The 24,559-nt window shown below is 64.8% G+C and carries 24 protein-coding genes; 14 read left to right on the top strand and 10 right to left on the bottom strand.

Annotation, left to right across the window (positions count from 1 at the left end):
• The first annotated feature begins 11 nt into the window (after window positions 1-11).
• Window positions 12-542, top strand: a complete 531-nt coding sequence (gene ppa, locus AC6LJ2_RS09655; RefSeq protein WP_025140302.1) for an inorganic diphosphatase — start codon at window positions 12-14, stop codon at window positions 540-542.
• A gap of 3 nt (window positions 543-545) precedes the next feature.
• On the opposite strand, the gene AC6LJ2_RS09660 is transcribed toward ppa, so the two are convergent.
• The 4 genes from AC6LJ2_RS09660 to AC6LJ2_RS09675 form a co-directional block, all read right to left on the bottom strand.
• Window positions 546-1,382 (bottom strand): IclR family transcriptional regulator, encoded by an 837-nt coding sequence (locus tag AC6LJ2_RS09660; RefSeq protein WP_498151248.1) that lies wholly within the window; start codon window positions 1,380-1,382, stop codon window positions 546-548.
• 14 nt (window positions 1,383-1,396) lie between these two features.
• A complete protein-coding gene (locus tag AC6LJ2_RS09665) occupies window positions 1,397-2,161 on the bottom strand; it encodes an SDR family NAD(P)-dependent oxidoreductase (protein ID WP_263915039.1) in 765 nt (254 codons plus the stop codon).
• Complete coding sequence (locus AC6LJ2_RS09670) at window positions 2,158-3,369, bottom strand: ABC transporter substrate-binding protein (RefSeq protein WP_263915040.1); 1,212 nt, start codon at window positions 3,367-3,369, stop codon at window positions 2,158-2,160. Before AC6LJ2_RS09670 ends, AC6LJ2_RS09665 begins: the two co-directional genes overlap by 4 nt.
• A gap of 80 nt (window positions 3,370-3,449) precedes the next feature.
• Window positions 3,450-3,848 (bottom strand): cupin domain-containing protein, encoded by a 399-nt coding sequence (locus tag AC6LJ2_RS09675; RefSeq protein ID WP_175193951.1) that lies wholly within the window; start codon window positions 3,846-3,848, stop codon window positions 3,450-3,452.
• 173 nt (window positions 3,849-4,021) lie between these two features.
• Here AC6LJ2_RS09675 and AC6LJ2_RS09680 point away from each other — a divergent pair, with 173 nt between their 5' ends.
• The 7 genes from AC6LJ2_RS09680 to AC6LJ2_RS09710 all read left to right on the top strand — a co-directional run bounded on the left by AC6LJ2_RS09680 (window position 4,022) and on the right by AC6LJ2_RS09710 (window position 9,453).
• Entirely contained in the window at window positions 4,022-4,801 is a 780-nt protein-coding gene (locus AC6LJ2_RS09680; RefSeq protein ID WP_498151249.1) for an SDR family NAD(P)-dependent oxidoreductase, read from the top strand.
• A gap of 10 nt (window positions 4,802-4,811) precedes the next feature.
• A complete protein-coding gene (locus AC6LJ2_RS09685; protein WP_263915042.1) occupies window positions 4,812-5,573 on the top strand; it encodes an ABC transporter ATP-binding protein in 762 nt (253 codons plus the stop codon).
• Complete coding sequence (locus AC6LJ2_RS09690; protein WP_263915043.1) at window positions 5,573-6,265, top strand: ABC transporter ATP-binding protein; 693 nt, start codon at window positions 5,573-5,575, stop codon at window positions 6,263-6,265. The genes AC6LJ2_RS09685 and AC6LJ2_RS09690 overlap by 1 nt, the downstream gene beginning before the upstream one ends.
• A gap of 13 nt (window positions 6,266-6,278) precedes the next feature.
• Window positions 6,279-8,156 carry an ABC transporter permease gene (locus AC6LJ2_RS09695; protein WP_263915044.1) on the top strand — a complete coding sequence of 626 codons (1,878 nt, stop codon included), beginning with the start codon at window positions 6,279-6,281 and terminating at the stop codon, window positions 8,154-8,156.
• Entirely contained in the window at window positions 8,156-8,458 is a 303-nt protein-coding gene (locus AC6LJ2_RS09700) for a Dabb family protein (RefSeq protein ID WP_263915045.1), read from the top strand. The genes AC6LJ2_RS09695 and AC6LJ2_RS09700 overlap by 1 nt, the downstream gene beginning before the upstream one ends.
• 126 nt (window positions 8,459-8,584) lie before the next feature.
• Entirely contained in the window at window positions 8,585-9,280 is a 696-nt protein-coding gene (locus AC6LJ2_RS09705) for a fumarylacetoacetate hydrolase family protein (protein WP_175193956.1), read from the top strand.
• A 41-nt stretch (window positions 9,281-9,321) separates the two neighbouring features.
• Window positions 9,322-9,453 carry an entericidin A/B family lipoprotein gene (locus AC6LJ2_RS09710; protein ID WP_006388428.1) on the top strand — a complete coding sequence of 44 codons (132 nt, stop codon included), beginning with the start codon at window positions 9,322-9,324 and terminating at the stop codon, window positions 9,451-9,453.
• A 92-nt stretch (window positions 9,454-9,545) separates the two neighbouring features.
• On the opposite strand, the gene AC6LJ2_RS09715 is transcribed toward AC6LJ2_RS09710, so the two are convergent.
• The 3 genes from AC6LJ2_RS09715 to AC6LJ2_RS09725 are packed head-to-tail and all read right to left on the bottom strand — an operon-like array spanning window position 9,546 to window position 12,233.
• Complete coding sequence (locus tag AC6LJ2_RS09715) at window positions 9,546-11,252, bottom strand: PhoH family protein (RefSeq protein ID WP_445658513.1); 1,707 nt, start codon at window positions 11,250-11,252, stop codon at window positions 9,546-9,548.
• A gap of 58 nt (window positions 11,253-11,310) precedes the next feature.
• Entirely contained in the window at window positions 11,311-11,775 is a 465-nt protein-coding gene (locus tag AC6LJ2_RS09720; RefSeq protein WP_025140314.1) for a peroxiredoxin, read from the bottom strand.
• On the bottom strand, window positions 11,772-12,233 hold the full coding sequence (locus tag AC6LJ2_RS09725) for an Mth938-like domain-containing protein (RefSeq protein WP_263915047.1): 462 nt from the start codon (window positions 12,231-12,233) through the stop codon (window positions 11,772-11,774). Before AC6LJ2_RS09725 ends, AC6LJ2_RS09720 begins: the two co-directional genes overlap by 4 nt.
• Window positions 12,234-12,467: 234 nt before the next feature.
• Between AC6LJ2_RS09725 and alaC the strand changes: the two genes are divergently transcribed.
• The 4 genes from alaC to AC6LJ2_RS09745 all read left to right on the top strand — a co-directional run bounded on the left by alaC (window position 12,468) and on the right by AC6LJ2_RS09745 (window position 17,046).
• Entirely contained in the window at window positions 12,468-13,655 is a 1,188-nt protein-coding gene (gene alaC / locus AC6LJ2_RS09730; protein WP_025140316.1) for an alanine transaminase, read from the top strand.
• Window positions 13,656-13,831: 176 nt separating this feature from the next.
• The gene (locus tag AC6LJ2_RS09735; RefSeq protein ID WP_263915057.1) at window positions 13,832-15,136 is read left to right on the top strand and encodes a homoserine dehydrogenase; all 1,305 of its coding nucleotides are present in this window, start codon (window positions 13,832-13,834) and stop codon (window positions 15,134-15,136) included.
• A gap of 124 nt (window positions 15,137-15,260) precedes the next feature.
• Window positions 15,261-16,670, top strand: coding sequence for a threonine synthase (gene thrC, locus AC6LJ2_RS09740; RefSeq protein ID WP_263915048.1), 1,410 nt, complete (start codon window positions 15,261-15,263; stop codon window positions 16,668-16,670).
• Window positions 16,671-16,824: 154 nt separating this feature from the next.
• A complete protein-coding gene (locus tag AC6LJ2_RS09745; protein ID WP_263915049.1) occupies window positions 16,825-17,046 on the top strand; it encodes a YgdI/YgdR family lipoprotein in 222 nt (73 codons plus the stop codon).
• A 103-nt stretch (window positions 17,047-17,149) separates the two neighbouring features.
• On the opposite strand, the gene AC6LJ2_RS09750 is transcribed toward AC6LJ2_RS09745, so the two are convergent.
• Both AC6LJ2_RS09750 and pepN read right to left on the bottom strand, forming a co-directional pair.
• Window positions 17,150-18,175: a class 1 fructose-bisphosphatase gene (locus AC6LJ2_RS09750; protein ID WP_263915050.1), complete on the bottom strand. Its 1,026-nt coding sequence runs from the start codon at window positions 18,173-18,175 to the stop codon at window positions 17,150-17,152.
• 10 nt (window positions 18,176-18,185) lie between these two features.
• A complete protein-coding gene (gene pepN, locus AC6LJ2_RS09755; protein ID WP_498151250.1) occupies window positions 18,186-20,891 on the bottom strand; it encodes an aminopeptidase N in 2,706 nt (901 codons plus the stop codon).
• A 150-nt stretch (window positions 20,892-21,041) separates the two neighbouring features.
• Between pepN and AC6LJ2_RS09760 the strand changes: the two genes are divergently transcribed.
• Window positions 21,042-21,680 (top strand): DUF4136 domain-containing protein, encoded by a 639-nt coding sequence (locus AC6LJ2_RS09760; protein WP_263915052.1) that lies wholly within the window; start codon window positions 21,042-21,044, stop codon window positions 21,678-21,680.
• A gap of 86 nt (window positions 21,681-21,766) precedes the next feature.
• Here AC6LJ2_RS09760 and AC6LJ2_RS09765 read toward each other — a convergent pair whose 3' ends face one another.
• Window positions 21,767-22,153, bottom strand: a complete 387-nt coding sequence (locus AC6LJ2_RS09765) for an H-NS family nucleoid-associated regulatory protein (protein WP_263915053.1) — start codon at window positions 22,151-22,153, stop codon at window positions 21,767-21,769.
• Window positions 22,154-22,936: 783 nt separating this feature from the next.
• Between AC6LJ2_RS09765 and tldD the strand changes: the two genes are divergently transcribed.
• Window positions 22,937-24,397 carry a metalloprotease TldD gene (tldD, locus tag AC6LJ2_RS09770; protein WP_498151251.1) on the top strand — a complete coding sequence of 487 codons (1,461 nt, stop codon included), beginning with the start codon at window positions 22,937-22,939 and terminating at the stop codon, window positions 24,395-24,397.
• Window positions 24,398-24,559 lie beyond the last annotated feature (162 nt).

The raw sequence follows: 24,559 nt of genomic DNA on the forward strand, positions 1-24,559 counted from the left end.
AAGGTTTAATCATGAGTCTTGATCGCGTGTCCCCCGGCAAGAAGCTGCCGGAAGACTTCAACGTCATCATCGAAATCCCCATGAACGCCGACCCGGTGAAGTACGAGGTCGACAAGGACACGGGCGCGATTTTCGTTGACCGCTTCATGCTGACCGCCATGCACTACCCGTGCAACTACGGCTACATCCCCCAGACCCTGTCCGAAGACGGCGACCCCGCCGACGTGCTGGTGCTGACGCCGTTCCCGATCCAGATCGGCGCCGTGGTGCGCTGCCGCGCCATCGGCGTGCTGGAAATGGACGACGAGTCGGGCGGTGACGCCAAGCTGCTGGCCGTGCCGATCGAAAAGCTGTACCCCCCGTACCGCAACATCAAGTCGTACGAAGACCTGCCGACCGAAGACGTGGCCCGTATCCAGCACTTCTTCGAGCACTACAAAGACCTGGAAAAGGGCAAGTGGGTCAAGGTCAAGGGCTGGAAGGGCGTCGACGCCGCCCACGAGGAAATCGTCAAGAGCGCAGAACGCTACAACAAGGCCTGATACTCAGGCTTTGCGCCGTGCCGGGCTTGCCCCGGCCGGCGTCTTCAGGCGGCGCGGCCGCGACGGCATGATGCCGATCGCCGCCGCGCCGTTGTTTTGCGGGCCCACCAGATTCTGCGAGACCTCGGCCGCCGCGGTCTGGATGCGCGCTTGCAGCAGTGCCAGGCGGTCGGGGGGCGTACGGGCCTGCGACGCAATGAACACCAGGCTGCCCACGACCTTCTGGTCAGGGCTGAAGATGGCCGAACCGATACCCATCAACCCCGGGTCGACCTCGCCGTGCGACACGCATACGCCGGCGGCGCGCAGCCGCTTCAGGTTGGCGCGAAACGCATCCCAGTCTTCGCCCAGCCCGGCCTCGCGAATTTCGGCAGCGTGCCACAGCATCAGGTTGCGCAACTGGTAGGGCGGCAGGTTGGCCAGGATGGGCTTGGCGGTCGCGCCGCGGAACATCGGGAACGGACGGCCGCGCGCATAGCTGGATTCGATCGAATGGTCGGTCCAGTAGCGGTCCACGCACATGACCTTGTCACCGTAATAGCTGCACAGCATCAGGTTGGCGTGCAGTTCGTCGCCGGTGGCGCGCATGACCTCGCGCGCCGCGCGCATCAGCGGGTCATGCTGGCGCAGGTGGCGGTCCAGCTCGATGATGCGCGAGCCCAGCACATAGGCGCCCCCCGCGGTGGGCGCGAGCAGGCCGCTTTCGGTCAGTGACTTGAGATAGCGGTAGGCGGTGGCACGCGAGCACTCCAGATGCGCCATGACGTCCTCCTGGAAGGCGGCGGTGGTGTCGTCGCGGAAAAGATCGAGGATGGACAACATGCGATCGGGAGTGCTCATTGCTGCGGACGCGCCTAGTGAATGTGGAAGCCGCCGTTGACGTCGACCACGATGCCGGTTGAGTAGGAGGACAGGTCCGAGGCCAGAAACAGAATGGCCTGCGCGACTTCGGCGGGAGAGCCGAAGCGTTGCAGCGGAATGCCCTGTTTGAGTTCTTGTTCCCAATTTTCGCCGAATTTGCCCAGCGTCATGTCCGTTTCGATGATGCCCGGCGCCACGCAATTGGCCCGCACGCCGCGCGGGCCCAGTTCGCGCGCCAGCGCCTTGGTGAAACTGATCACGCCGCCTTTGGACGCGGCATAGTGCGAGCCGCCCAGCAGCCCGCCGCCGCGCAGCGCGGCGGTCGACCCCAAATTCACGATGGCGGGCCCGCGGTCGCTTTCCAGCAGTCGGGGCAGGGCGGCGTGGGTGACGTTGTAGGTGCCCGTCAGGTTCACGTCGATCATGCGGCGGAACTCGTCTTCGGCCAGGTCCCAGATGCGGGTGGCGGCGACGATGCCGGCGTTGTTCACCAGCACGTCGATGCCGCCCAGCGCCTGCGCGGCCCGCGCCACGGCCTGCTCGCAGGATGCGGCGCGCGACACGTCGCAGTGCAGATTGACGCGCCCGCCGGCCAAGGCCGCCTCGGCCTCGTCCGGGTAGGCGTGGTCCAGCACCGCGATCGTCGCGCCCTGCGCCAGGAATTGCGCGGCGATGGCCGCCCCGATCCCCCGGGGGTTGGCGCCCCCGGTGATCAGGGCCCGCTTGCCGGCCAGGAGTTGCAAAGCGCCTGGCGTCATGACTTCACCAGCGAGCAGCCGCCCTGGTTGAGCGGGCGGAATGCCTGTTCGGCGGGAATCTTGCGCACCAGCTTGTAGTAGTCCCAGTCGCGCTTGGATTCGGCAGGCTTTTTCACCTGGAACAGGTACAGGTCGCGCATCACGCGGCCATCTTCGCGGATGCGGCCGTTGTCGGTCATGAAGTCGTTGATCGGCGTCTCGTGCATCTTCTTGAGCACCGCTTCGGACCCATCGGTGCCGGCCGCCTTGATCGCGTTCAGGTAATGCATCGTGGCGCTGTAGTTGCTGGCCTGCACCATCGACGGCATGCGGCCGGTGCGCTTGAAATAGCGCTCGGACCACTGGCGCGCCTTGTCGTCCTGGTCCCAGTAGAACGGCTCGACCAGGTTCAAGCCCTGGGCGTATTCCAGTCCGACGCTGCGCACGTCGACGATGCTCATGAACAGAGCAGCCACGCGTTGCTTGCTGCCCATGATGCCGAACTCGAACGCCTGCTTGATGCTGTTGATGGTGTCGCCGCTGCCGTTGGCCAGGCCGATCACCTGGGCCTTGGACGCCTGGGCCTGCAGCAGGAACGACGAGAAGTCGGCGCTGGCGATGGGATGGCGCACGCTGCCGACCACCTGGCCGCCCTTGGCCTTGACCACCGCCATGGCGTCGCGTTCCAGCGAATGGCCGAAAGCGTAGTCGGACGTGATGAAGAACCAGCTCTTGCCGCCGTCTTCCATGACACCGTTGGCCACGCCCGTGGCGTAGGCGTAGGTGTCGTAGGTCCAGTGGATGCCGTTGGGCGAGCAGGCCTTGCCGGTCAGGTCGGCCGAGCCGGCGCTGGTGAAGATCACGACGCGCTTCATCTGGCGTGTCAGGTCCTGCACCGCCAGGGCGATGGCGGAATTGGGCACGTCCAGGATCAGGTCGACCTTGTCGTTCTCGTACCAGCGGCGCGCGATGGACACGCCGATGTCCACCTTGTTCTGGTGGTCGGCGGACACGACTTCGATGGGCTTGCCCAGCACGCTGCCGCCGAAATCTTCGACGGCCATCTTCACGGCCTCGACGCCGAACTTGCCGGACAGGTCGGCCATCATGCCGGACTGGTCGCCCAGCACGCCGATCTTCACGACATCGTCCGACACCTGGGCGTGGGCCGACAGCGAAACCGCACCCAGCGCGCAGGCGGCCAGGCAAAGCTTGAAACGGGTCTTCATGGTTTGTCTCCTTGGGGGCTTATATCTTGTCGCGCGCCGCCCTGTGCCGGACGGTCGCGCGGGTGCGGCCGGTGCGGCGCCTATTCCAGCTTCTGGCCGGCGAAGGCGTCGATGAACAGATTGGGTTTGAGGAAGAAGCTCAGCACCAGCGCACCGTGCGGCGCGCGCGCCACGTGCTGGTTGCCGCGCGGCCGCCAGACGTAGTCGCCGGCGCGCACTTCGCCTTCGGCATCGACGATGGAGCCTTCCAGCACGTACGTCTGCTCGACCTCCACATGTTCGTGCAGCGGCAGTTCGGTGCCGGGTTGCCAGCGGAACAGGGCGGTCAGCAAGCCGGATTCCTTGTCCTGCATCAGCACCTTCATGTCGATGCCTTCCACCTGGGTGGGTTTCCAGGGCAATTCATCGACTTTCAGAAAGCGCGAGGCCAGGGGCGGCAGCGCATTGGCTGCCGGGCAGCCGGGGGTTTCGAGGGCCATGATGTCTCCTAGCCAGAACTCGTTATGGAAGATAAACGAAGAATCTTGTTATTGAGTGTTTAAAAATAGTCGCGTATATTGAGATTAATGTCAACGTCGTTTTGCACCAGGCAGCGCGACCAAGGCACAGGCCGGACCCAGAGATCCGGTGCATATAAATCAAGGAGACAAGCTTGAATCAGGACTATCTGGGCCAGACCTTCGGGCTGGCCGGGCGTACTGCGCTGGTGACGGGGGCCGCGCGCGGGTTGGGCTACGCGATCGCAGCCGGCTTGGGCCGGGCAGGGGCCCATGTGGTGATCAACGACCTGTCGCAGGCCGCCTGCGATGCGGCCTGCGCGCAACTGGCGCAGGCGGGCATCACGGCGCGCAGCGCCGCGTTCGACGTGGCCGACGGCGCCGCCGTGGCCCAGGCCGTGGCGCAACTGGAAGCCGAAGGCGTGCAGATCGACGTGCTGGTCAGCAACGCCGGCAACCAGAACCGCAAGCCGGTGGTCGAGATGACGCCGGCCGAATGGCAGGCCTTGCAGAACGTGCACGTCAACGGCGCGTTTCACTGTGCCCGGGCCGTTCTGCCCGCCATGGCTGCCCGCGGCTTCGGCCGCATCGTGCTGATGTCGTCCGTCGCCGGGCAGGCCACCATGCCCAACATCGCCGCCTACGCCACCGCCAAGGGCGCCATTGCCGCCTTCACCCGCGCGCTGGCCGTGGAATACGGCGCCAGCGGCATCACCTGCAATGCGTTGGCGCCGGGCTTCGTGCGCACCGACTTCACGCAAGGCTTGCAGGACAACCCCCAATTCCAGTCGTTCCTGGCGACCGCCGTGCCGACCGGGCGCTGGGCCGCGCCGGAAGATATCGCGCCGGCCGTGGTCTATCTGGCCTCGCCGGGCGCGTCCTTCGTCAATGGCCATGTGCTGGCGATCGACGGCGGCCTGTTGGCCCGCATGTAGGAGACGCACCATGAGCACCCAAGCGGTTCTGTCCGCCCAGGGGCTGGTCAAGCGGTTCGGCGGCTTCAATGCCGTCGACGGCGTGTCCCTGGCCCTGCGCGAAGGCTCCATTCATGCATTGATCGGCCCCAATGGCGCCGGCAAGACCACCTGCTTCAACCTGCTGACCAAGTTCCTCACCCCCGACCAGGGCGTGATCCACTACCGCGGCCGCGACATCACGGCGCTCGCGCCCGAGCAGATTGCGCGCCTGGGCATCGTGCGCTCGTTCCAGATCTCGGCCGTGTTCCTGGGGCTGACCGCGCTGCAGAACATGCGCGTGGCGCTGATGCGCCAGCATGGCGACGGCCTGCGCTTCTGGCGCAGCCGCCGCAGCGTCGACCGCCTGAACGACCAGGGCCTGGCCTTGCTCGACGCCGTGGGCCTGGGCGGCCTGGCGGACACCACCGCCGCCTTGCTGCCCTACGGACGCAAGCGGGCGCTGGAAATCGCCATGACGCTGGCGCTCGAACCCGAAGTGATGCTGCTGGACGAACCCATGGCGGGCCTGGGCCAGGAAGATGTGGCCCGCATCGCCGCGCTGATCCGCCGCGTGTCGGCCAATCGCAGCATCCTGATGGTCGAACACAACCTGTCAGTGGTGGCGGATCTGTCCGACACCATCACGGTGCTCGCGCGCGGCGCGGTGCTGGCGCAGGGCGACTATGCCGCGGTCTCGCGCGACGAGCGCGTCATCACCGCCTACATGGGCTCGGACGAGGGGGAGGCCTGATGCTGTCGATCAAAGACCTCAACGCCTGGTATGGCGAATCGCACGTGCTGCACGGCGTGGATATCGACGTGCAGCGCGGCGAACTCGTCACCATCCTGGGCCGCAACGGCGCCGGCAAGACCACGTTGCTGCGTGCCGTCATGGGCATCCTGGACAAGCGCCGCGGCTCGATCCGTTTGAACGGCCAGGAAACGGTGGGCATGGCGCCGCATCGCATCCCGCGGCTGGGCGTGGTGTATTGCCCGGAAGAACGGGCGGTGTTCCGCAGCCTGAACGTGACCGAGAACCTGATGCTGCCGCCGCGCCTGGCCGACGGCGGCATGTCGCTCGATGAAATCTACACCCTGTTTCCCAACCTGCGCGAACGCAGCGCCAGTTCCGGCGGCAACCTGTCCGGCGGCGAGCAGCAGATGCTGGCGATCGCCCGCATCCTGCGCACCGGGGCCCAACTGATCCTCCTGGATGAACCCACCGAGGGCCTGGCCCCGGTGATCGTGCAGCAGATCGGGCTGGCCATCCGCACGCTCAAGGAACGCGGTTTCACCATCGTGCTGGTCGAGCAGAATTTCCGCTTCGCCACCAAGGTGGCCGACCGCCACTACGTGATGGAGCATGGCTGCGTGGTCGACCAGTTGTCGGCGCAAGAGGCGCGCAACGATCCTGCCCGGATCGCGCGCCGCCTGGGTGTCTGAGGGGGAGAATCCTGTGTTCGAAATATTCGGCGTGCCGTCCACGGCACTATTCGGCCAGCTCCTGCTTGGCCTGATCAACGGCTCTTTCTACGCCTTGCTCTCGATCGGGCTGGCGGTGATTTTCGGCCTGTTGAACATCATCAACTTCGCCCATGGCGCGCAGTACACCGCAGGCGCGTTCCTGGCCTGGATGCTGCTGAACTACCTGGGCGTGAACTACTGGGCCGCGCTGGTGCTGGTGCCACTCATCATGGCGGCGTTCGCCATCGTGGTGGAACGCGTGCTGATTTCCCGCACCTATCGTATGGACCACTTGTACGGGCTGTTGCTGACCTTCGGCCTGGCGCTGCTGATCGAAGGCGGCCTGCGGCAGGCCTACGGGGTATCCGGCCTGCCCTACACCATCCCGAAGGCGCTGTCGGGCGGCGTCAACCTGGGCTTCATGTTCCTGCCCTGGTATCGCGGCTGGGCGGTGGTGGTGTCGCTGGTGCTGTGCCTGGCGGTGTGGGTGCTGATCGAAAAGACCCGGGTGGGCGCCATGCTGCGCGCGGCTACCGAGAACCCGACCATCGTGCGCTCGTTCGGCATCAACGTGCCGCTGCTCATCACCCTGACCTACGCGTTGGGCGTGGCGCTGGCATCGGTGGCGGGGGTGATCGCCGCCCCCATCTACCAGGTCAGCCCGATGATGGGGTCGAACCTGGTGGTAGTGGTCTTCGCGGTGGTGGTGATCGGCGGCATGGGGTCCATCATGGGGGCCATCATCAGCGGCTTCGGGCTGGGCATCATCGAAGGGCTGACCAAGGTGTTCTACCCGGAAGCGGCCAACCTGGCGATTTTCATCATCATGGTGCTGGTGCTGCTGTGCAAGCCCGCGGGCCTGTTCGGCAAGCCCTTGCAGGTGCAGAACGTGCTGGCCGCCGAGGCCACCCGCCAGCCCGTGCAGCTGAGTCGCCGCGCCATGCGCCTGTGCATGGCGGTGCTGGCGGTGGTGGCGCTGGCCGCGCCCTGGTTCGTCTACCCGACGTTCCTGATGAAGGTGCTGTGCTTTGCCCTGTTCGCCGCCGCCTTCAATCTGCTGGTGGGCTATGTGGGGCTCCTGTCGTTCGGCCATGCGGCCTTCTTCGGCGCGGCGGCGTATGCGACCGGCATCGTCATGAAGCTGCTGGGCGCCACGCCCGAACTGGGTCTGTTGGCCGGGGTGCTGACTGGCGGCCTGCTGGGGCTGGCCTTCGGCGCCATCGCCATCCGCCGCCAGGGCATCTACTTCGCGATGATCACGCTGGCCTTGTCGCAACTGGTGTACTTCATCGCGGTGCAGGCGGGCTTCACGGGGGGCGAAGATGGCTTGCAAAGCGTGCCGCGCGGCAAGCTGTTCGGCCTGATCGACCTGGAAGGCGTGATGCCCATGTATTACTTCACGCTGGCCGTCTTCGCGCTGGGCTACGCCTTCGTGCTGCGGGTGCTGAATTCCCCCTTCGGCGAGGTCATCCGATCGGTGCGCGACAACGAGCAGCGCGCCCGCTCGCTGGGCTATTCCACGTCACGCTACAAGCTGCTGGCGTTCACGTTGTCGGCCTCGGTGGCGGGGCTGGCGGGGGGGCTGAAGGTGCTGGTGTTCGGCGTGGCATCGCTGACCGACGTGCACTGGCATGCCAACGGCGAAGTGGTGCTGATGGCGCTGCTGGGCGGCATCGGCACCGTGTTCGGCCCGCTGGCAGGCGCCTTCACCTTCGTATCGTTGCAGAATTACCTGGCACCGCTGGGGTCCTGGGTGCTGATCGTCCAGGGCGCGATCTTCGTGCTGTGCGTCCTGCTGCTGCGCGACGGCATCATGGGCCTGGTGTCCCGGGCCTGGCTGGCCGTGTTCCCTGCGAAAAAGGAAACCTGATGTTCTTGCATATCGTGATGCTTCAATTGTCGGGCGCCGCCGATGCGCGCTTCCACGCCCACGTGCAGGCCTACTGCGACCGCATCCTGGCCGAATGCGATGGGGTGGCGGGCTATGCCTTCCGTCCCAACCAGGCCAGCCGGTCCGATGGCCTGACCCATGCCGTCGTGGCGACGTTTGCGGATGCCGCCGCCCACGACCGCTACCAGGTCTCGCCCGCCCACCAGGAAATGAAGGCCTACATGGCCGGCTTCATCGAGCGGCTGGTGGTGTTTGACGGCGAAATCCCTACAATTTCCTGAAACCCGCGCCCCAAGGCCGAATCGCCGCCTTTCCGGGCTGGCCGACCCCCGTCCCCCCGGAAAGGGATAAACTCGCGGATGATTTTTGGCCACCGGGCTGCCTCACTCGTCATAGGTTGATCGATCATGGACTACGTATTGCCCCCCCAGCCGCAAACCGCGGTTCCCGTAGCCGGCAGCGCCGCGCTGTTTCCCGTGCGCCGCGTCTACTGCGTCGGCCGCAACTACGCCGAGCACGCCAAGGAAATGGGCTTCACCGGCCGTGAAGACCCCTTCTTCTTCTGCAAGCCCGCCGACGCGGTACTGAGCGTGGCCGATGGCGAAACCGGCAAGATGCCGTACCCGCCCAAGACCTCCAACCTGCACTACGAAATGGAACTGGTCGTGGTGCTGGGCAAGGGCGGCCGCGACATCCCGGTCGAAGAGGCCAACGAATGCGTCTGGGGCTACGCCCTGGGCCTGGACATGACCCGCCGCGACCTGCAAGGCGAAATGAAGAAGCAGGGCCGCCCCTGGGAAGTGGGCAAGGCCTTCGACCTGTCGGCCCCGCTGGGCCCGATCCACCCGCGCAGCGTGGTCGGCACCCTGGACAAGGGCGCGATCTGGCTCGACGTGAACGGCCAGCGCAAGCAGGCCAGCGACATCTCCCAGATGATCTGGAACGTGCCGGAAAGCATTGCGTACCTGTCGACGCTGTTTGAACTGCAACCGGGCGACATCATCTTCACGGGTACCCCGGAAGGCGTGGGCGCCGTGGTGCAGGGCGATGTCATCACCGGCGGCGTGGAAGGCCTGGGCGAACTGCGCGTCCAAATCGTTTAAAGTACAGCCCGGATTCGTTTCGTCACTTCAGGAGCGCCAGCATGCGCAGCAAGATCGTGCTGACCGCCTTCGTCGTGTTCGGCTTCGTGCTCGCCGGTTGCAATACCGTCGCGGGCATGGGTAAAGACATGTCGCGGGCCGGCAACGCCATCACCAACGCCGCGGACAAGTAATCGTCCGCCGCGGGCATAAAAAAACCCCTTGATCGCTCAAGGGGTTTTTCTTTTGGGGCAGCTAGCCCACGACAGTGGGTGTAGCGGGGGGGCTACAACACATCCCCGGCGTAGTCGGCCAGGCGTGAACGCTCGCCCCGCTGCAACGTGACGTGGCCCGAATGCGGCCAGCCCTTGAAGCGGTCGACCACGAACGTCAGGCCCGAACTGCCTTCGGTCAGGTAGGGCGTATCGATCTGGGCGATGTTGCCCAGGCAGATCACCTTGGTGCCGGGGCCGGCGCGGGTCACCAGCGTCTTCATCTGCTTGGGTGTCAGGTTCTGGGCCTCGTCGATGATCAGGTACTTGTTCAGGAAGGTCCGGCCGCGCATGAAGTTCAGGGACTTGACCTTGATGCGCGAACGGATCAGGTCCATGGTGGCGGCGCGCCCCCAGTCCCCGTTGCCTTCGCCTTCACCCATGTTCAGGACGTCCAGGTTGTCTTCCAGGGCGCCCATCCAGGGAAGCATCTTCTCTTCCTCGGTGCCGGGCAGGAAGCCGATGTCTTCACCGACGGGCACCGTGACGCGGGTCATGATGATCTCGGTGTAGCGCTTGGTCTCCAGCACCTGCGTGATGCCCGCGGCCAGCGCCAGCAGCGTCTTGCCCGTGCCTGCCTGGCCCAGCAGCGACACGAAGTCGCATTCCGGGTTCATCAGCAGGTTCATCGCGAAGTTCTGTTCGCGGTTGCGCGCCGTGATGCCCCAGACATTGTTCTTGCCGTGGGTGTAATCGCGCAGCGTCGCCAGCACCGCCATCTTGCCGCTGACCTCGCGCACCTGGGCATACAGGGGCATCTGGCCTTCGAAATAGACGAACTGGTTGACCACGAACTGCGAACACAGCGGGCCATGGATGCGGTAGAACGTGGTGCCGCCCTGTTGCCAGGATTCGACGTCCTTGCCGTGTTTGTTCCAGAAGTCTTCGGGCAGCTGCATCACGCCCGAATACATCAGGTCCGAGTCTTCCAGGACATGGTCGTTGAAGTAGTCTTCGGCGGCCATGCCCAGCGCACGGGCCTTCAGGCGCATGTTGATGTCTTTCGACACCAGGACGACTTCGCGCTGGGGGTATTTTTCCTGCAGGGCCCGCACCACGCCCAGGATCTGGTTGTCGGCCTTGCCCATGGGCAGGTCCGAGGGCAGGGTGCTATGGATGGCGGTGGTCTGGAACAGCAGGCGGCCGGTGGCGTCCTTGTTGCCCAGCTTGGCCAGTTCCAGCCCTTCGTCCAGCTGGGTCGTGTCCTGCACCAGGGCGTCGAGCGACCGGCTGACCTGGCGGGCATTGCGCGCCACTTCCGACATGCCCTTTTTCTGGTGGTCCAGTTCTTCGAGCGTCATCATCGGCAGGAAGATGTCGTGCTCTTCGAAGCGGAACAGCGAACTGGGGTCGTGCAGCAGCACGTTGGTATCCAGCACGAACAGCTTGCGCGGCTCGTTCTGGGCACGGGCCTTGCCACGCTTGGCCGGTGCTGCGGCAGTCTTGGGCGGGCGGGTTTCAGCCCGCGGCGCCGGGGTGGCGGGCGCCGGCGGGGGCACCTGGCGGGCGGGCGCTGGAATCTGCGCCTTGCGGGCCGGCGCGGTCATGCCGTCGAGTTCAGGCTGCATCAGCAGCTCGTCTTCGTCGTCCTCGGCCAAGGCGGCCTGGGTGTTGGACCGCGCAGCGGCAGTCTTGGGGGTGCGGGCCTGCGCCCGGGCGGTTTCGCCCGAGGGGAAGGTCAGGATGGCTGCGGGGCGGGTAGGCAACTTCGGAAGCGGCATATGCGTCACTCTCCAGTATGGGCCGGCTATAGCGCCTGACGGGTATTCCTGTGCACGGCTAACCGATGCTTTTTGCGGCCTGCAGGACTTCCTTGGCGTGGTTCGGGACCTTCACCCCGCGCCACTCCTGCACCAGCACGCCATAGGCATCGATCAAAAAGGTGCTGCGCTCGATGCCGCGCACCTGCTTGCCGTACATGTTCTTCTGCTTGATGACGCCGTACAGATTGCACACGGTTTCGTCGGCGTCGGAGATGAGAGGGAAAGGAAGCTCGTACTTGGCCTTGAAATTCTCGTGCGATTTCAGGGAATCGCGCGAGATCCCGACCACCACGGCGCTGGCCGACAGGAAGTCGGCATGCAGGTCGCGGAAATCCTGGCTTTCGGTGGTGCAGCCAGGGGTGTTGTCCTTGGGGTAAAAGTACAGAATCACGGCGCGGCCCTGGCATTGCTCAAGGCTGATCGGGCCAATGGTGCTTTCAGCGGTGAACAGCGGGGCGGGTTTGCCTATGATCGGCATCATGTCTGGGGATCTCCGTTGGGGGGGATGAGGGCGACGACGACGCGTCGGCCCTCCGCCATCAGGATGTTGTAGGTGCGAGAGGCGGCGTGGGTGTCCATGATTTCCACGCCGATGCCCGCCGCCAACAGGGGACGCAGCACTTCGGGACGCAGGAACTGTTGCCGGCCGCCGGTGCCCACCAGCAGCACTTCGGGCGCATTGGCCGGGCGGCTGGGGGTGGCTTCGGGTTCGTCCAGGAAAGCCAGCGGGTCGCGGACGGGCTCGGACAATCCGGCCGCCTGACGCAAGAGGGTGGGGGTGATGTCGGCCGGCGACTCTACGGGCCAATGGGTAACTTCGCCTTCGGGGCCAAAAGCGACCGAGGAGGAAAAACGTACCTGGTTGACCTCGATATAGCCGTCACCATAGGCGGTGACGGTGTTCAGAGCGGCCGTCGCAGGATCGGTATGCAGCTTCAATAAATACTCCGGCTTTATGCCTCCGATAATAGCGCATGAACCGGGCGTTATGTTGCAGTGTGTCCACTCGGGAAATGGGGCCTTTTCAGCCCCATTTGCCGCCTAGGCGTCCTTGCGCTAGATTACAGGGTTTTGTTGCGCTGCAATCGTTTGCTGGCGCGGCTTTTGAGCCCTTTTCCCCTTCGCGCCTTCGCGCCCTGGTTTTTTGCCCCTTCGCCCCTAAGGATTCCCATCATGAGGAAGTTCTCTCGCATTGAGCGTTTGCCCCCGTACGTTTTCAACATTACCGGCGAGCTCAAGATGGCGGCCCGTCGGCGCGGCGAGGACATCATCGACATGTCGATGGGCAATCCCGATGGCGCGACCCCCAAGCACATCGTGGACAAGATGGTCGAAGCCACCATGCGTCCGACCACCCATGGCTACTCGGTGTCCAAGGGTATCCCGCGCCTGCGCAAGGCCATCTGTGACTGGTACCAGCGCCGCTACGCCGTCGAGTTCGACCCCGATTCCGAAGCCATCGTCACCATCGGCTCCAAGGAAGGCCTGGCCCACCTGATGCTGGCCACGCTGGACCGCGGCGACACCGTGCTGGTGCCCAACCCCAGCTACCCCATCCATATCTATGGCGCCGTCATTGCCGGCGCCAACATCCGCTCGGTGCGCATGACGCCGGGCGTGGACTTCTTCGAAGAGCTCGAACGCGCCGTGCGCGAGTCCATCCCGAAGCCCAAGATGATGGTGTTGGGCTTTCCCAGCAACCCCACGGCCCAGTGCGTCGACCTGTCGTTCTTCGAACGCGTGGTGGCGCTGGCCAAGGAACACGATATCCTGGTGGTGCACGACCTGGCCTACGCCGACATCACCTTCGACGGCTATGTCGCCCCCTCGATCATGCAGGTGCCCGGCGCGCGCGATGTCGCGGTCGAGTTCTTCACCATGAGCAAGAGCTACAACATGGCGGGCTGGCGCATCGGCTACATGGTCGGCAACCGCGAGCTGGTCGGCGCGCTGGCGCGCATCAAGAGCTATCACGACTACGGTACGTTCACGCCGATCCAGGTGGCTTCCATCGCCGCCCTGGATGGCCCCCAGGATTGCGTGAACGAAATCGTGGCGCAGTACCAAAGCCGCCGCGACGTGCTCGCGCGCGGTCTGCATGAAGCAGGTTGGAATGTGGAAATTCCCAAGGCGTCCATGTACATCTGGGCGCAGATCCCCGAACCCTACAGGGCGATGGGCTCTTTGGAATTTGCCAAACGCGTCCTGTCGGATGCGAAAGTGGCCGTGTCCCCCGGGATCGGCTTTGGCGAATATGGCGACGAATACGTACGCTTCGCGCTTATCGAAAACGAGCAGCGCACCCGCCAGGCGGTGCGCGGCATCAAGGATATGTTCCGCAAGGACGGTCTGCTCAAATAGGGCTCCCCCCGTAGCGCTGCGCGCTTCCCCCCAGGGGGCATGCTGGCGGACCGGCTGAGCCGGATCCGCGGCATCCCGATCGGGGCCGAGCCTGTTGGCCGCACTTGTTTCTTGCGTGAGCAGTTTGGAGAAATGAAATGAATTCCCCCCCACGGCCGCCCGCAGAGGGCGCCGCGATGAATCCCATGAAAGTGGGCCTGCTCGGTCTGGGCGTGGTCGGCGGTGGCACGTGGACCGTGCTGTCGCGCAATGCGGAAGAGATCGCGCGCCGCGCGGGTCGTCGCATCGAAGTCACCCGCGCCGCCGTGCGCGACGTGCAGAAGGCGCGCGCCCGCGTCGGCGACGCGCTGCGTGTCGATACCGATGTGCACGCGCTGGTGCGCGATCCCGACATCGACATCGTCGTCGAACTGATCGGCGGCGACACCCTGGCGCTCGAGCTGGTGCTCGAGGCCATTGCCAACGGCAAGCACGTGGTCACGGCCAACAAGGCCTTGCTGGCCAAGCACGGCAACGAGATCTTCGCCGCGGCGTCCGAGCGCGGCGTGATGGTGGCGTTCGAGGCCGCGGTGGCCGGCGGCATCCCCATCATCAAGGCCATCCGCGAAGGCCTGACCGCCAACCGCATCCAGTGGGTCGCCGGCATCATCAACGGCACCACCAACTTCATCCTGTCCGAAATGCGCTCGCGGGGACTGCCGTTCGCCGACGTGCTGGCCGAAGCCCAGCGCCTGGGCTACGCCGAAGCCGACCCCACGTTCGACGTCGAAGGCGTGGACGCGGCCCACAAGCTGACCCTGCTGGCCTCGCTGGCCTTTGGCGTGCCGGTGCAGTTCGACCGTGCCTACATCGAAGGCATCTCGCAGCTGGCCGCCGAAGACATCGAGCACGCCGAACGCCTGGGCTACCGCATCAAGCTGCTGGGCATCACCAAGCGCCGCGCCGATGGCATCGAGCTGCGCGTGCACCCGGCGCTGGTGCCGGCCGAGCGCCTGCTGGCCAATGTCGAAGGCGCGATGAACGCCGTGCTGGTCAAGGGCGACGCCGTCGGCCCCACGCTGTACTACGGCCAGGGCGCAGGCGAAGAACCCACCGCCTCGGCCGTCGTGGCCGACCTGGTCGACGTGACCCGCCTGCACACGGCCGATCCGGGCAACCGCGTGCCGCACCTGGCCTTCCAGCCGGATGCCATGTCCGACACGCCGATCCTGTCGATCGAACAGGTCAGCACGTCTTACTACCTGCGCCTGCGCGTGGACGACCAGCCGGGCGTGCTGGCCGACATCGCCCGCATCCTGGCCGACCGCTCGATCTCGATCGGGTCGATGATCCAGCAGCCCTCGCACATCGGCGGCGCGGACATCATTTTCCTGACGCACGAGGCAGTGGAAGGCAACGTCAATCAAGCCATCGAGCGCATCGAGGCCTTGCCGTTCGTGCGGTCCAAGGTCACCCGCCTGCGCGTGGAGCATTTGGCATGAGATATCCCCACCCCCGAAGCGCCTGCGGCGCTTCCCCCTCAAGGGGGCGCCGACTGCGGCCCGGCAAAGCCGGCTCCGCGCGGCCAGGCTCGGAAAGGGTGGGGTGCCTTGTGGAGTCAATGATATGAAATACATTTCCACCAGAGGGGGCATGGTCCCCCAGCCGTTCTCCGACATCCTGCTTGAAGGGCTGGCGCCGGATGGCGGCCTGGCCGTGCCGGAGCAACTGCCCCAGATCTCGGCGGAAACGCTCGAGTCCTGGCGCGGCCTGCCGTATGCCGACCTGGCGTTCGAGGTCCTGTCGCGCTTTGCCACCGACATTCCGGCCGACGACCTGCGCGGCCTGACGCGCGCCGCCTATACGTCGCAGATCTTCAATAGCGAAGACATCGTCCCGCTGCGTCCGCTGGACAACGGCCTGTCGCTGCTGGGACTGTCCGAAGGGCCGACCCTGGCCTTCAAGGACATGGCCATGCAGTTCCTGGGCCAGGTGTTCGAATACGTGCTGACCCGGCGCGGCACCACGCTCAACATCGTGGGCGCCACCTCGGGCGACACCGGCTCGGCCGCCGAATACGCCTTGCGCGGCAAGCGCGGTGTGGCGGTGTTCATGCTGTCGCCGCACGGCCGCATGAGCGCGTTCCAGCGCGCCCAGATGTATTCGCTGCAAGACGAGAACATCCACAACATCGCCGTGCGCGGCGTGTTCGACGAAGCCCAGGACATCGTCAAGGCGCTGGCCGGCGATCTGGCGTTCAAGTCCAGGTACCGCCTGGGCGCCGTCAATTCCATCAACTGGGCACGCATCGCCGCCCAGGTGGTGTACTACTTCCACGGCTGGTTGCGTGCCACCGACAAGCCGGGCCAGCAGGTCTCGTTTGCGGTGCCCTCGGGCAACTTCGGCAACATCCTGTCCGGTCATATCGCCCGCAGCATGGGCCTGCCCGTGCGCCGCCTGGTGCTGGCCACCAACGAGAACAACGTGCTGGAAGAATTCTTCCGCACCGGCATCTACCGTCCGCGTCCGGCCGAGCAGACCTACGCCACGTCCAGCCCGTCGATGGACATCTCGCGCGCGTCGAACTTCGAACGCTTTGTCTTCGACCTGGTCGGCCGCGATGCCGCCCGCGTCAAGGCGCTGTGGTCCGACCTGGCGCGCGATGGCCACTTCGACCTGTCGGCGCTGAAGCCCCAGTTCGAGGAACGCTACGGTTTCGTGTCCGGCGCCAGCTCGCACGAAGACCGCCTGGCGACGATCCGCTCGTTGTACGACCAGACCGGCGTGCTGGTGGATCCGCACACTGCCGATGGCGTCAAGGTCGCCCGCGATCACGTCGAACCCGGCGTGCCGATGCTGGTGCTCGAAACCGCCTTGCCGGCCAAGTTCTCGGAAACCATCGAGGCCGCCCTGGGCCGTCCGGCCACGCCGCCGGGCAACCTGGCCAACCTGGAATCCCTGCCGCAACGCGTCGAAGTGATGGACTGCGATGCCGCCGCCGTGCGCCGCTACATCGAGGCCCACGCCAAGGTGTAAAGGCTGCTTGCGTATGTATTGGGTTGCAACCCCTCGCCGGTGTGAGCCGCGAGGGGTTTTTTACGTTCTCACGCACTTTGGCCACAACCCGTCACTTATTGCGCGCCATCATCCGATACAGTGAATCCACCATTCACACTCGGAGAACACGCCCATGAACCTGAAGACCATGACGTTGGCCCTGGTGGTGACCGGAGTTGGGGTGCTGGCCGGATGCTCGTCGCCCTCGGTCATTCAGCAACGGGACGGGAGCTCGACCGTCACCCCGGATGCGCCCACTTACGACAAGAAGTCGGGCATGTACGAGTACGACAAGGACGGCAAGAAGGTCCAGATCAACAAGGACGACGTGAAGTCCATCGAAGAAGTGAAGTAAGCGCGGCAAGCGGCGCGGAAACTGCCGCGGCACGTTTTGCTTCGCAAGAAAAAGCCCAGGCCTAGGCCTGGGCTTTTGCATGGGCACCGCGTGAGCGCGAGGCTTACTTGGCCGCTGCCGCGGCCTCGGCGTGATAACGGCCCACGCGTTCGACTTCGTTCTTCGAACCCAGGATGACGCTCACGCGCTGGTGCAGCGTGTCGGGCTGGATGTCCATGATGCGCTGTGCGCCGTTGATCGCGGCGCCGCCGGCCTGCTCGACCAGGAAGCTCATGGGGTTGGCCTCGTACATCAGGCGCAGCTTGCCGGCCTTGCCGGGTTCGCGGGCGTCCCAGGGGTACATGAAGATACCCCCACGGGTCAGGATGCGATGCACGTCCGCCACCATCGAGGCGATCCAGCGCATGTTGTAGTCCTTGCCCAGGGGGCCGGTAGTGCCGGCCAGGCAATCGTCGACATAGCGTTTGACCGGGGCGGCCCAGTGACGCATGTTCGACATGTTGATCGCGAATTCCTTGGTGTCTTCCGGCACCTGGATGTTTTCGTGGGTCAGCACCCACGAGCCCATTTCGCGATCCAGCGTGAAGCCCACCACCCCGTTGCCGATGGTCAGCACCAGCATGGTCTGCGGGCCATACACGGCGTAGCCGGCCACGACCTGCTTGTTGCCCGGCTGCAGGAAGTCGGCTTCGCAGACGGGGGCGCCGGACACGTTGTGCGGCGCCTGCAGCACCGAGAAGATGGTGCCGATCGAGACGTTCACGTCGATGTTCGACGAGCCATCCAGGGGATCGAACAGCAGCAGGTATTCGCCCTTGGGATAGCGGTTCGGGATGAGGTGGATGGTTTCCATCTCTTCCGAGGCCATGGCCGCCAGGTGGCCGCCCCATTCGTTGGCTTCCAGCAGGATCTCGTTGGACAGCACGTCCAGCTTCTTCTGGACTTCGCCCTGCACGTTCTCGCTTTCGAGGCTGCCCAGGACGCCGCCCAGGGCGCCTTTGCTGACCGCGTGGCTGATCGCCTTGCAGGCGCGCGCGACGACCTCGATGAGCAGCCGTACTTCGGGGGCCAGGGCCTGGGCCGAGCGTTGCTGCTCGACCAGGTATTGGGTAAGTGTTTTACGTTTCAAGAGGTTCTCCCTATGCTGCGAATTCTAATGCCTTGGATACGATTTCCTGGACGTTGCGCGACAGCCCCTCGTGCCCCCGCACCTGCTGCAGGGCCGCTTGCATGGGGGTACGCAAGGCCGGCACGAAGCGCGACCAGTTGTCCAGCGCGCGCGCCAGGCGGGCGGCGATTTCCGGGTTGAGCGCGTCCAGCGCCAGCACCTGTTCGGCCCAGAAGGCGTAGCCTGTGCCGTCGGGGTGGTGCATGCCGCGGGCGTTGTTCAGGCAGAACTGGAACACCAGCGCCCGTGCGCGGTTGGGGTTGCGCAGCGTGAACGCCGGGTGTTTCATCAGTTCGCGCGCGGTCTGCACGGTGGTATAGCGCGCCGCCGCCTGCAAGGCGAACCATTTGTCCACGACCAGTGCGTTGTCCTGCCACTTGTCGTAGAACGCGGCCAGCGCCTGCTGCGGGAATTCGCCCTGGCCATAGTTGATCAGGGCGGACAGCGCGGCCATGCTGTCGGTCATGTTGCCGGCGTGCTCGTACTGTTGTTCGGCCAGCCGCTGCGCTTCGTGTTCGCCCGCGGCCATCAGGTGGCTGAGCGCCAGGTTCTTCAGGGCGCGCTTGCCGGCCGGTACCGGGGCAGGGCTGTATTCGCCCGGCGTCTGGTTGTCGTCGAAGGCCTGGCGGAACTCCTTGGCCAATTGACGGCCCAGTTCGGCCCGCAGGAAATCGCGGGCCACGGCCAGGGCGGGTGGGTCCACGGCGTGCATGCGTTCGGCCAACGTCTTTTCCGACGGCAGCGCCAGGGCGCGGGCTCGGTAGGCGGCGTCCAGGCTCGGGTCGGTCAAGAGCGCGCGCCAGGCGTCGATGAAGGCGGGGTCTGCGTGCAGCGTGCGGCCAGCCTGGCGGGCCTCGGCCAGGCTCAGGATCTGGCGCGTGGCCAATTCCTGGCCCGCTTCCCAGCGCGCGAACGGGTTGCTGTCGTGAGCCGACAGCAGCGCCAGTTCGGCGTCGGTCCAGTCGTAGTCGACGATCACGGGGGCCGAGAAATCGCGTAGCAGCGACGGCACGGGCAAGGCGTCCATGCCGTCGAAGTGCCATTGCTGGCGCTGGGTGGTCAGCTCGAGCAGCGCGGTGTCCGTGGCTGCGCCTTCGTGGCGCAGGGGCAGGGCGCGACCATCGCGGTCCAGCAGGCCAATGGCGAACGGGATGTGGTACGGCGCCTTGACGAAACCGGCGGGGGCTTTCTTTTCGACGCCGACCGGCTGGCATTCCTGCGACAACGTCACCGTGACGCGGCGCGCGGCGGGGTCGTGCTCGAGTTTGACCGTCACGCGTGGCGTGCCGGCCTGACGGTACCAGTTACGGAACACGGCAAGGTCGCGTCCCGGATGTTGGCGCACATAGACCGATTCCATGGCGGCGACGAAATCATCGCAGGTCACGGCCTGGCCGTCGTGGCGGCGAAAGTACTCGTCCATGCCGGCGCGGAAACCGGCTTCGCCCAGCAGCGTATGCTGCATGCGGATGACTTCGGCGCCTTTCTCGTACACCGTGGCCGTATAGAAATTGCCGATTTCCTGGTAGCTGTCGGGACGGATCGGGTGGGCCATGGGGCCCGCGTCTTCGGGAAACTGCGCGGCGCGCAGCGTGACCACGTCGTCGATGCGTTTCACGGCGCGGGCGCTGGCGGCGGCCGCCTCGTCCATGTCCTGCGCCATCATGTCGGCGCTGAATTCCTGGTCGCGGAACACGGTCAGGCCTTCTTTCAGGCTGAGCTGGAACCAGTCGCGGCAGGTGACGCGGTTGCCGGTCCAGTTATGGAAGTATTCGTGGCCGATGACCGATTCGATGCCTTCGTAGTTGGCGTCCGTGGCCGTATCGGCGTCGGCCAGCACATAGGCGGCATTGAAAATGTTCAGGCCCTTGTTTTCCATGGCGCCCATATTGAAATCATGGACGGCCACCACCATGAAGCGGTCAAGGTCCAGTTCCAGGCCAAAACGGGTTTCGTCCCAGCGCAGCGCGCGCACCAGGGAATCCAATGCCCATTCGGTCTTGGTTTCGGAACCCGGGTCGCTGTAGACCTGCAGCAGCACGTCGCGGCCGCTGGCCGTTTTGACCGTGGTTTCGCGGTGCGTCAGGTTGCCCGCCACCAGGGCAAACAAATAGCAGGGCTTGGGAAACGGGTCTTCCCATTCGACTTCGTTGCGGCCGTCGGGCAATTGGCGCGATGCGACCAGATTGCCGTTGGACAGCAGCACGGGGTAGGCCGGCGCGGCGCGCAAGGTCACACGGTAGCGTGACATGACGTCCGGGCGGTCGGCAAACCAGGTAATACGGCGAAAGCCCTCGGCCTCGCATTGGGTGAAGAAATTGCCGCCCGACACATACAGGCCCATCAGGGTTGAATTGGCGGCCGGTTTGCAGCGGCTGACGATTTCAACGGAGGCGTCGGCGGGCAGGCCATACAGCGCCAGGCTGTGTTCGGACTGATGGAAGCGGTCGGCGGCCAGCGGTTGGCCGTCGACGGCGACCGAGACCAGTTCCAGGTCTTCGCCGTCCAGCACCAGCGCGGCGTCGGCGCTGGCGTCAGCCTTGCGCTGCACCTGCATGACGCAGCGCACTTCGGTGGCGTCAGGGGCCAGGTCGAAGGCCAGCGCGACATGGGGAATATCGTACGGGTAGGGCTGGTAATCCTTGCGGTATACGGTAACGGGCGTGTCTGTGCGCATGGGATTGCAGTCCTGTTTGAACGGGGAGCCCTATTGTAGTGGCTGGGCAGGCAGGTGCAGGGACGCCTGGCGGTCGGCCGCAAACTTTTGCCGCCCTGCGCGGTCAAACGTCAGTATGATGGCGCCGTCGCGCGCAATGAGGAGTCGCACATGTCCCGTTCTTCCCGTTTCAATGCCTGCCGGTGGGCCGCAGTGCTGGCTGTCATGGGGGCATTGGTATTGAGCGGATGCGCGGCCCCGACGGTCTCGGCCCGCGTGACCTCCTTCCAGCAATGGCCGACCGGCGTCGAAGGCCAGACCTATCAGTTCGTGCCCGCCGACCCCACGCAGTCCAATAATCTGGAATACCAGTCCTACCAGGATATGGTGCGCGCCGGGATCGGCGCCACCGGGCTGGTGCAAGCCCAGGGTAGCGCCAAGGCGCGCTTTGACGTCTCGTTCAAATATGGCACGACGCAGACCCAGATCATGGTGCGGCGTCCGTATGACCCGTATTTCAACGGCGGTTACGGCTATGGCGGTTTCTACGGCCCGCGGCCCTGGGGCGGCTACTACGGTTACTGGGGGCCGGAATGGGTCGACGTGCCCGCAGTTGTCCAGCGCAATACCTTGACCCTGCAGATCCACGACACCCAGCGAGGCGGCGCCGAGGTATACCGGTCCACTGCCTACATACTCAGTGAGCGGGACAATTTCATGCGTACGATGCCCTATCTGGTCCGTGCAATATTTGACAATTTCCCGGGAAATAATGGCGCAGAACGTGAGATTCAATTCCCGGTTCAGTGAATTTTCAGGTGCCGCAGGCGCGGCGCCAAAATAAAAAAGGCGCACCATTTTGGTGCGCCTTTACTTTTCTTACTGAATAATAGGTTTTATTCTTTGATAAGAAAACTCTCGCGCGTGGCGCCGTTGGCTTCTTCGGCGGCGAGCCAGCGGGGGGCCTTGCCGCGACCGCTCCAGGTTTCCCCGGTTTGGGGGTGGCGGTACTTGGGCGCAACGGCGCGTTTGGCGGCGTTGGCGGGGCGGGCGGCGGCGCCGGCCTTGCGGCGGCCGGTAGGCGCCGCGGCACGGGCGGGCTTGCCGGAGCCAAAGGCAGCGGCAATTTCGTCGGGGGTGATGTCGTACTCGCGCATGGACGTGATGATCGACGCGATCACGGGCTTGCGGCGTTTGGTTTGCAGGACTTCAGCCTTCTTTTGGAGCTTGTTGATTTCCTTTTCGATCTTTGCTTGCAGAGCTGCGTAGGTTTCTCGGGCCATGGTTTATTCCTGATTATGGAACTGCTTTAATCGCCGGCGAAGTTATGTTTATTTGTTGTGCTTCGCATAATACATAAATTGCTGCTCGATTGCCGCAGTTTCAGCCTAATTACTTTGTATCAAAACTGCCGGAGAGTCTTTAGACTTGCGGGTTCCCGCCAGGAACAAGTATTGGGAATGATATTCCCAAATTTGGGACTAATTGAAACAAAACGGCCGTTGGTTCATGCGGCGGACGAATGTCGCGGTCCGGGCTTGAAAAAAGCTCTTTTTGTTTCATGAAGCGAGCGGATGTCAGAGGAAACGCGCTTTTTTTTGTCGCGCCTCTGGCGCATTTGGGATTTCTCGGATGCTGAGAATGCGCTTTTCTGCTCGCCGGGCAGAGGTCTGATGACGGCGTGGCCCGCAAATATTTCAGTGATTCCCGGCGGTATGCCTATTTTCATTGCACCGCTTCAGGATCGATATGCGAGGGCCTATTCGTGGGTAGTTTTCACAGGTTGGTATTTTTCGATCTGGTTGTATGACAAGTTTTATCTGGGCGCTCCCGTGGGTATGCGTACAGGGGCAAGCGGGGTTGTCCGACGCTGTGCGGACATTTGCGCGGCGGGCCGGCGTTGATTTTTCACGGTGGCCCATACGGAGTTTGAGCCAGTCCCTGATTCGTTAACTTGGCAGGTAATATCCCGCGCCGAGGACGGCGGGCCCGTGTCGGCGTTACGATAGAGGCTTGAGCGTCATTGCAGGTGCGTTCCTCGCGCCGGCGCCCCCGAACAGAGTCCTATGAAAATCATCGATCCCGCTATTGCTTCCCTGGCCACCGCCAAATCGCTGTTGCTCGACCCCTGGGGGCTGACCGAGGCCGACATGGCGCGCGCGCTGGGCGAAATCTTTACCCACAAAGTCGACTACGCCGACCTGTATTTCCAGTACACCCGCAGCGAAGGCTGGAGCCTGGAAGAGGGCATCGTCAAGACCGGCAGTTTCTCGATCAGCCAGGGGGTGGGCGTGCGTGCCGTGAGCGGCGAGAAAACCGCTTTCGCCTATTCCGATTCGCTGTCCGCAGAGGCGCTGCTGTCGTCGGCGCATGCGGTGCGCGGCATTGCCCGGCGCGGCGCCGGCAAGGTCAAGGTGGCGGCCCAGGTCGAGGCCGAAATGGGCCGCAGCCTGTATGCCGACATCGATCCCGTCGCCACGCTGAGCGCGCCCGAGAAAGTGGCGCTGCTCGAGCGCATCGAGCGCATGGCCCGTGCCCGCGATCCGCACGTGATCCAGGTCATGGCCGGCCTGGGCGCCGAATACGACGTGGTGCTGGTCGCCGGCAGCGATGGCCGCCTGGCTGCCGATGTGCGTCCGTTGGTGCGCCTGTCGCTGACCGTCATCGCCGAACGCAACGGGCGCCGCGAAATGGGCCATGCCGGCGGTGGCGGCCGTCTGGGGCTGGCCTACTTCACTGACGAGATGCTGCTGAGCTATGTCGAGCGTGCCGTGCACGAAGCCATGGTCAACCTGGAAGCGCGTCCGGCGCCTGCTGGCGAAATGACCGTGGTGCTCGGCTCCGGCTGGCCTGGCATCCTGCTGCACGAAGCCGTGGGCCACGGCCTGGAAGGCGATTTCAACCGCAAGGGCTCCAGCGTGTTTTCCGGCCGCATCGGCGAGCGCGTGGCGTCCAAGGGCGTCACCGTGGTCGACGATGGCACCATTCCGGATCGTCGCGGGTCGCTCAACATCGACGACGAGGGCAATGCCACCCAGCGCAACGTCCTCATCGAAGACGGCATCCTGCGCGGCTACATGCAGGACACCCTGAATGCCCGCCTGATGAAGACCGCCGCCACCGGCAACGGCCGGCGCGAGTCGTTCGCGCACCTGCCGATGCCGCGCATGACCAATACCTACATGCTGGCCGGCGACAAGGCGCCCGAGGAAATCATCTCGTCGGTCAAGCGCGGCCTGTACGCGGCGAACTTCGGCGGCGGCCAGGTCGACATCACCAACGGCAAGTTCGTGTTCTCGGCGTCCGAGGCCTACATGATCGAAGATGGCAAGATCACCTACCCGGTCAAGGGCGCCACCCTGATCGGCAATGGCCCCGACGCCATGACGCGCGTGTCCATGATCGGCAACGACCTGAAGCTGGATTCGGGCGTGGGCACCTGCGGCAAGGACGGCCAGAGCGTGCCGGTGGGCGTGGGCATGCCGACGGTCCGCATGGAAGGCCTGACCGTCGGCGGAACGGCCTGATAAAGCCCCCACGCTGCGCGCTTCGCGCTTGCTGCCCCCCCGAGCAACTGTGTTTCCAGTCAAGCAGCCTGAAGGTGCAATTGGCTGTTCCATGGTTGCTGGGAGCGGGCCATGGCGTTCAGGATTCGTAGCAGCTTGTGCGAGCAAGCGACCAGAGCGACC

This window comes from Achromobacter sp. 1014246743 (assembly GCF_059760725.1).

Excerpts from the sequence above, each read along its gene's own strand:
- ppa (WP_025140302.1), top strand. The coding sequence starts at position 12 with ATGAGTCTTGATCGCGTGTCCCCCGGCAAGAAGCTGCCGGAAGACTTC.
- AC6LJ2_RS09660 (WP_498151248.1), bottom strand. The coding sequence starts at position 1,382 with ATGAGCACTCCCGATCGCATGTTGTCCATCCTCGATCTTTTCCGCGAC.
- AC6LJ2_RS09665 (WP_263915039.1), bottom strand. The coding sequence starts at position 2,161 with ATGACGCCAGGCGCTTTGCAACTCCTGGCCGGCAAGCGGGCCCTGATC.
- AC6LJ2_RS09670 (WP_263915040.1), bottom strand. The coding sequence starts at position 3,369 with ATGAAGACCCGTTTCAAGCTTTGCCTGGCCGCCTGCGCGCTGGGTGCG.
- AC6LJ2_RS09675 (WP_175193951.1), bottom strand. The coding sequence starts at position 3,848 with ATGGCCCTCGAAACCCCCGGCTGCCCGGCAGCCAATGCGCTGCCGCCC.
- AC6LJ2_RS09685 (WP_263915042.1), top strand. The coding sequence starts at position 4,812 with ATGAGCACCCAAGCGGTTCTGTCCGCCCAGGGGCTGGTCAAGCGGTTC.
- AC6LJ2_RS09690 (WP_263915043.1), top strand. The coding sequence starts at position 5,573 with ATGCTGTCGATCAAAGACCTCAACGCCTGGTATGGCGAATCGCACGTG.
- AC6LJ2_RS09700 (WP_263915045.1), top strand. The coding sequence starts at position 8,156 with ATGTTCTTGCATATCGTGATGCTTCAATTGTCGGGCGCCGCCGATGCG.
- AC6LJ2_RS09705 (WP_175193956.1), top strand. The coding sequence starts at position 8,585 with ATGGACTACGTATTGCCCCCCCAGCCGCAAACCGCGGTTCCCGTAGCC.
- AC6LJ2_RS09710 (WP_006388428.1), top strand. The coding sequence starts at position 9,322 with ATGCGCAGCAAGATCGTGCTGACCGCCTTCGTCGTGTTCGGCTTCGTG.
- AC6LJ2_RS09715 (WP_445658513.1), bottom strand. The coding sequence starts at position 11,252 with ATGCCGCTTCCGAAGTTGCCTACCCGCCCCGCAGCCATCCTGACCTTC.
- AC6LJ2_RS09720 (WP_025140314.1), bottom strand. The coding sequence starts at position 11,775 with ATGATGCCGATCATAGGCAAACCCGCCCCGCTGTTCACCGCTGAAAGC.
- alaC (WP_025140316.1), top strand. The coding sequence starts at position 12,468 with ATGAGGAAGTTCTCTCGCATTGAGCGTTTGCCCCCGTACGTTTTCAAC.
- AC6LJ2_RS09735 (WP_263915057.1), top strand. The coding sequence starts at position 13,832 with ATGAATCCCATGAAAGTGGGCCTGCTCGGTCTGGGCGTGGTCGGCGGT.
- thrC (WP_263915048.1), top strand. The coding sequence starts at position 15,261 with ATGAAATACATTTCCACCAGAGGGGGCATGGTCCCCCAGCCGTTCTCC.
- AC6LJ2_RS09745 (WP_263915049.1), top strand. The coding sequence starts at position 16,825 with ATGAACCTGAAGACCATGACGTTGGCCCTGGTGGTGACCGGAGTTGGG.
- pepN (WP_498151250.1), bottom strand. The coding sequence starts at position 20,891 with ATGCGCACAGACACGCCCGTTACCGTATACCGCAAGGATTACCAGCCC.
- AC6LJ2_RS09760 (WP_263915052.1), top strand. The coding sequence starts at position 21,042 with ATGTCCCGTTCTTCCCGTTTCAATGCCTGCCGGTGGGCCGCAGTGCTG.
- AC6LJ2_RS09765 (WP_263915053.1), bottom strand. The coding sequence starts at position 22,153 with ATGGCCCGAGAAACCTACGCAGCTCTGCAAGCAAAGATCGAAAAGGAA.
- tldD (WP_498151251.1), top strand. The coding sequence starts at position 22,937 with ATGAAAATCATCGATCCCGCTATTGCTTCCCTGGCCACCGCCAAATCG.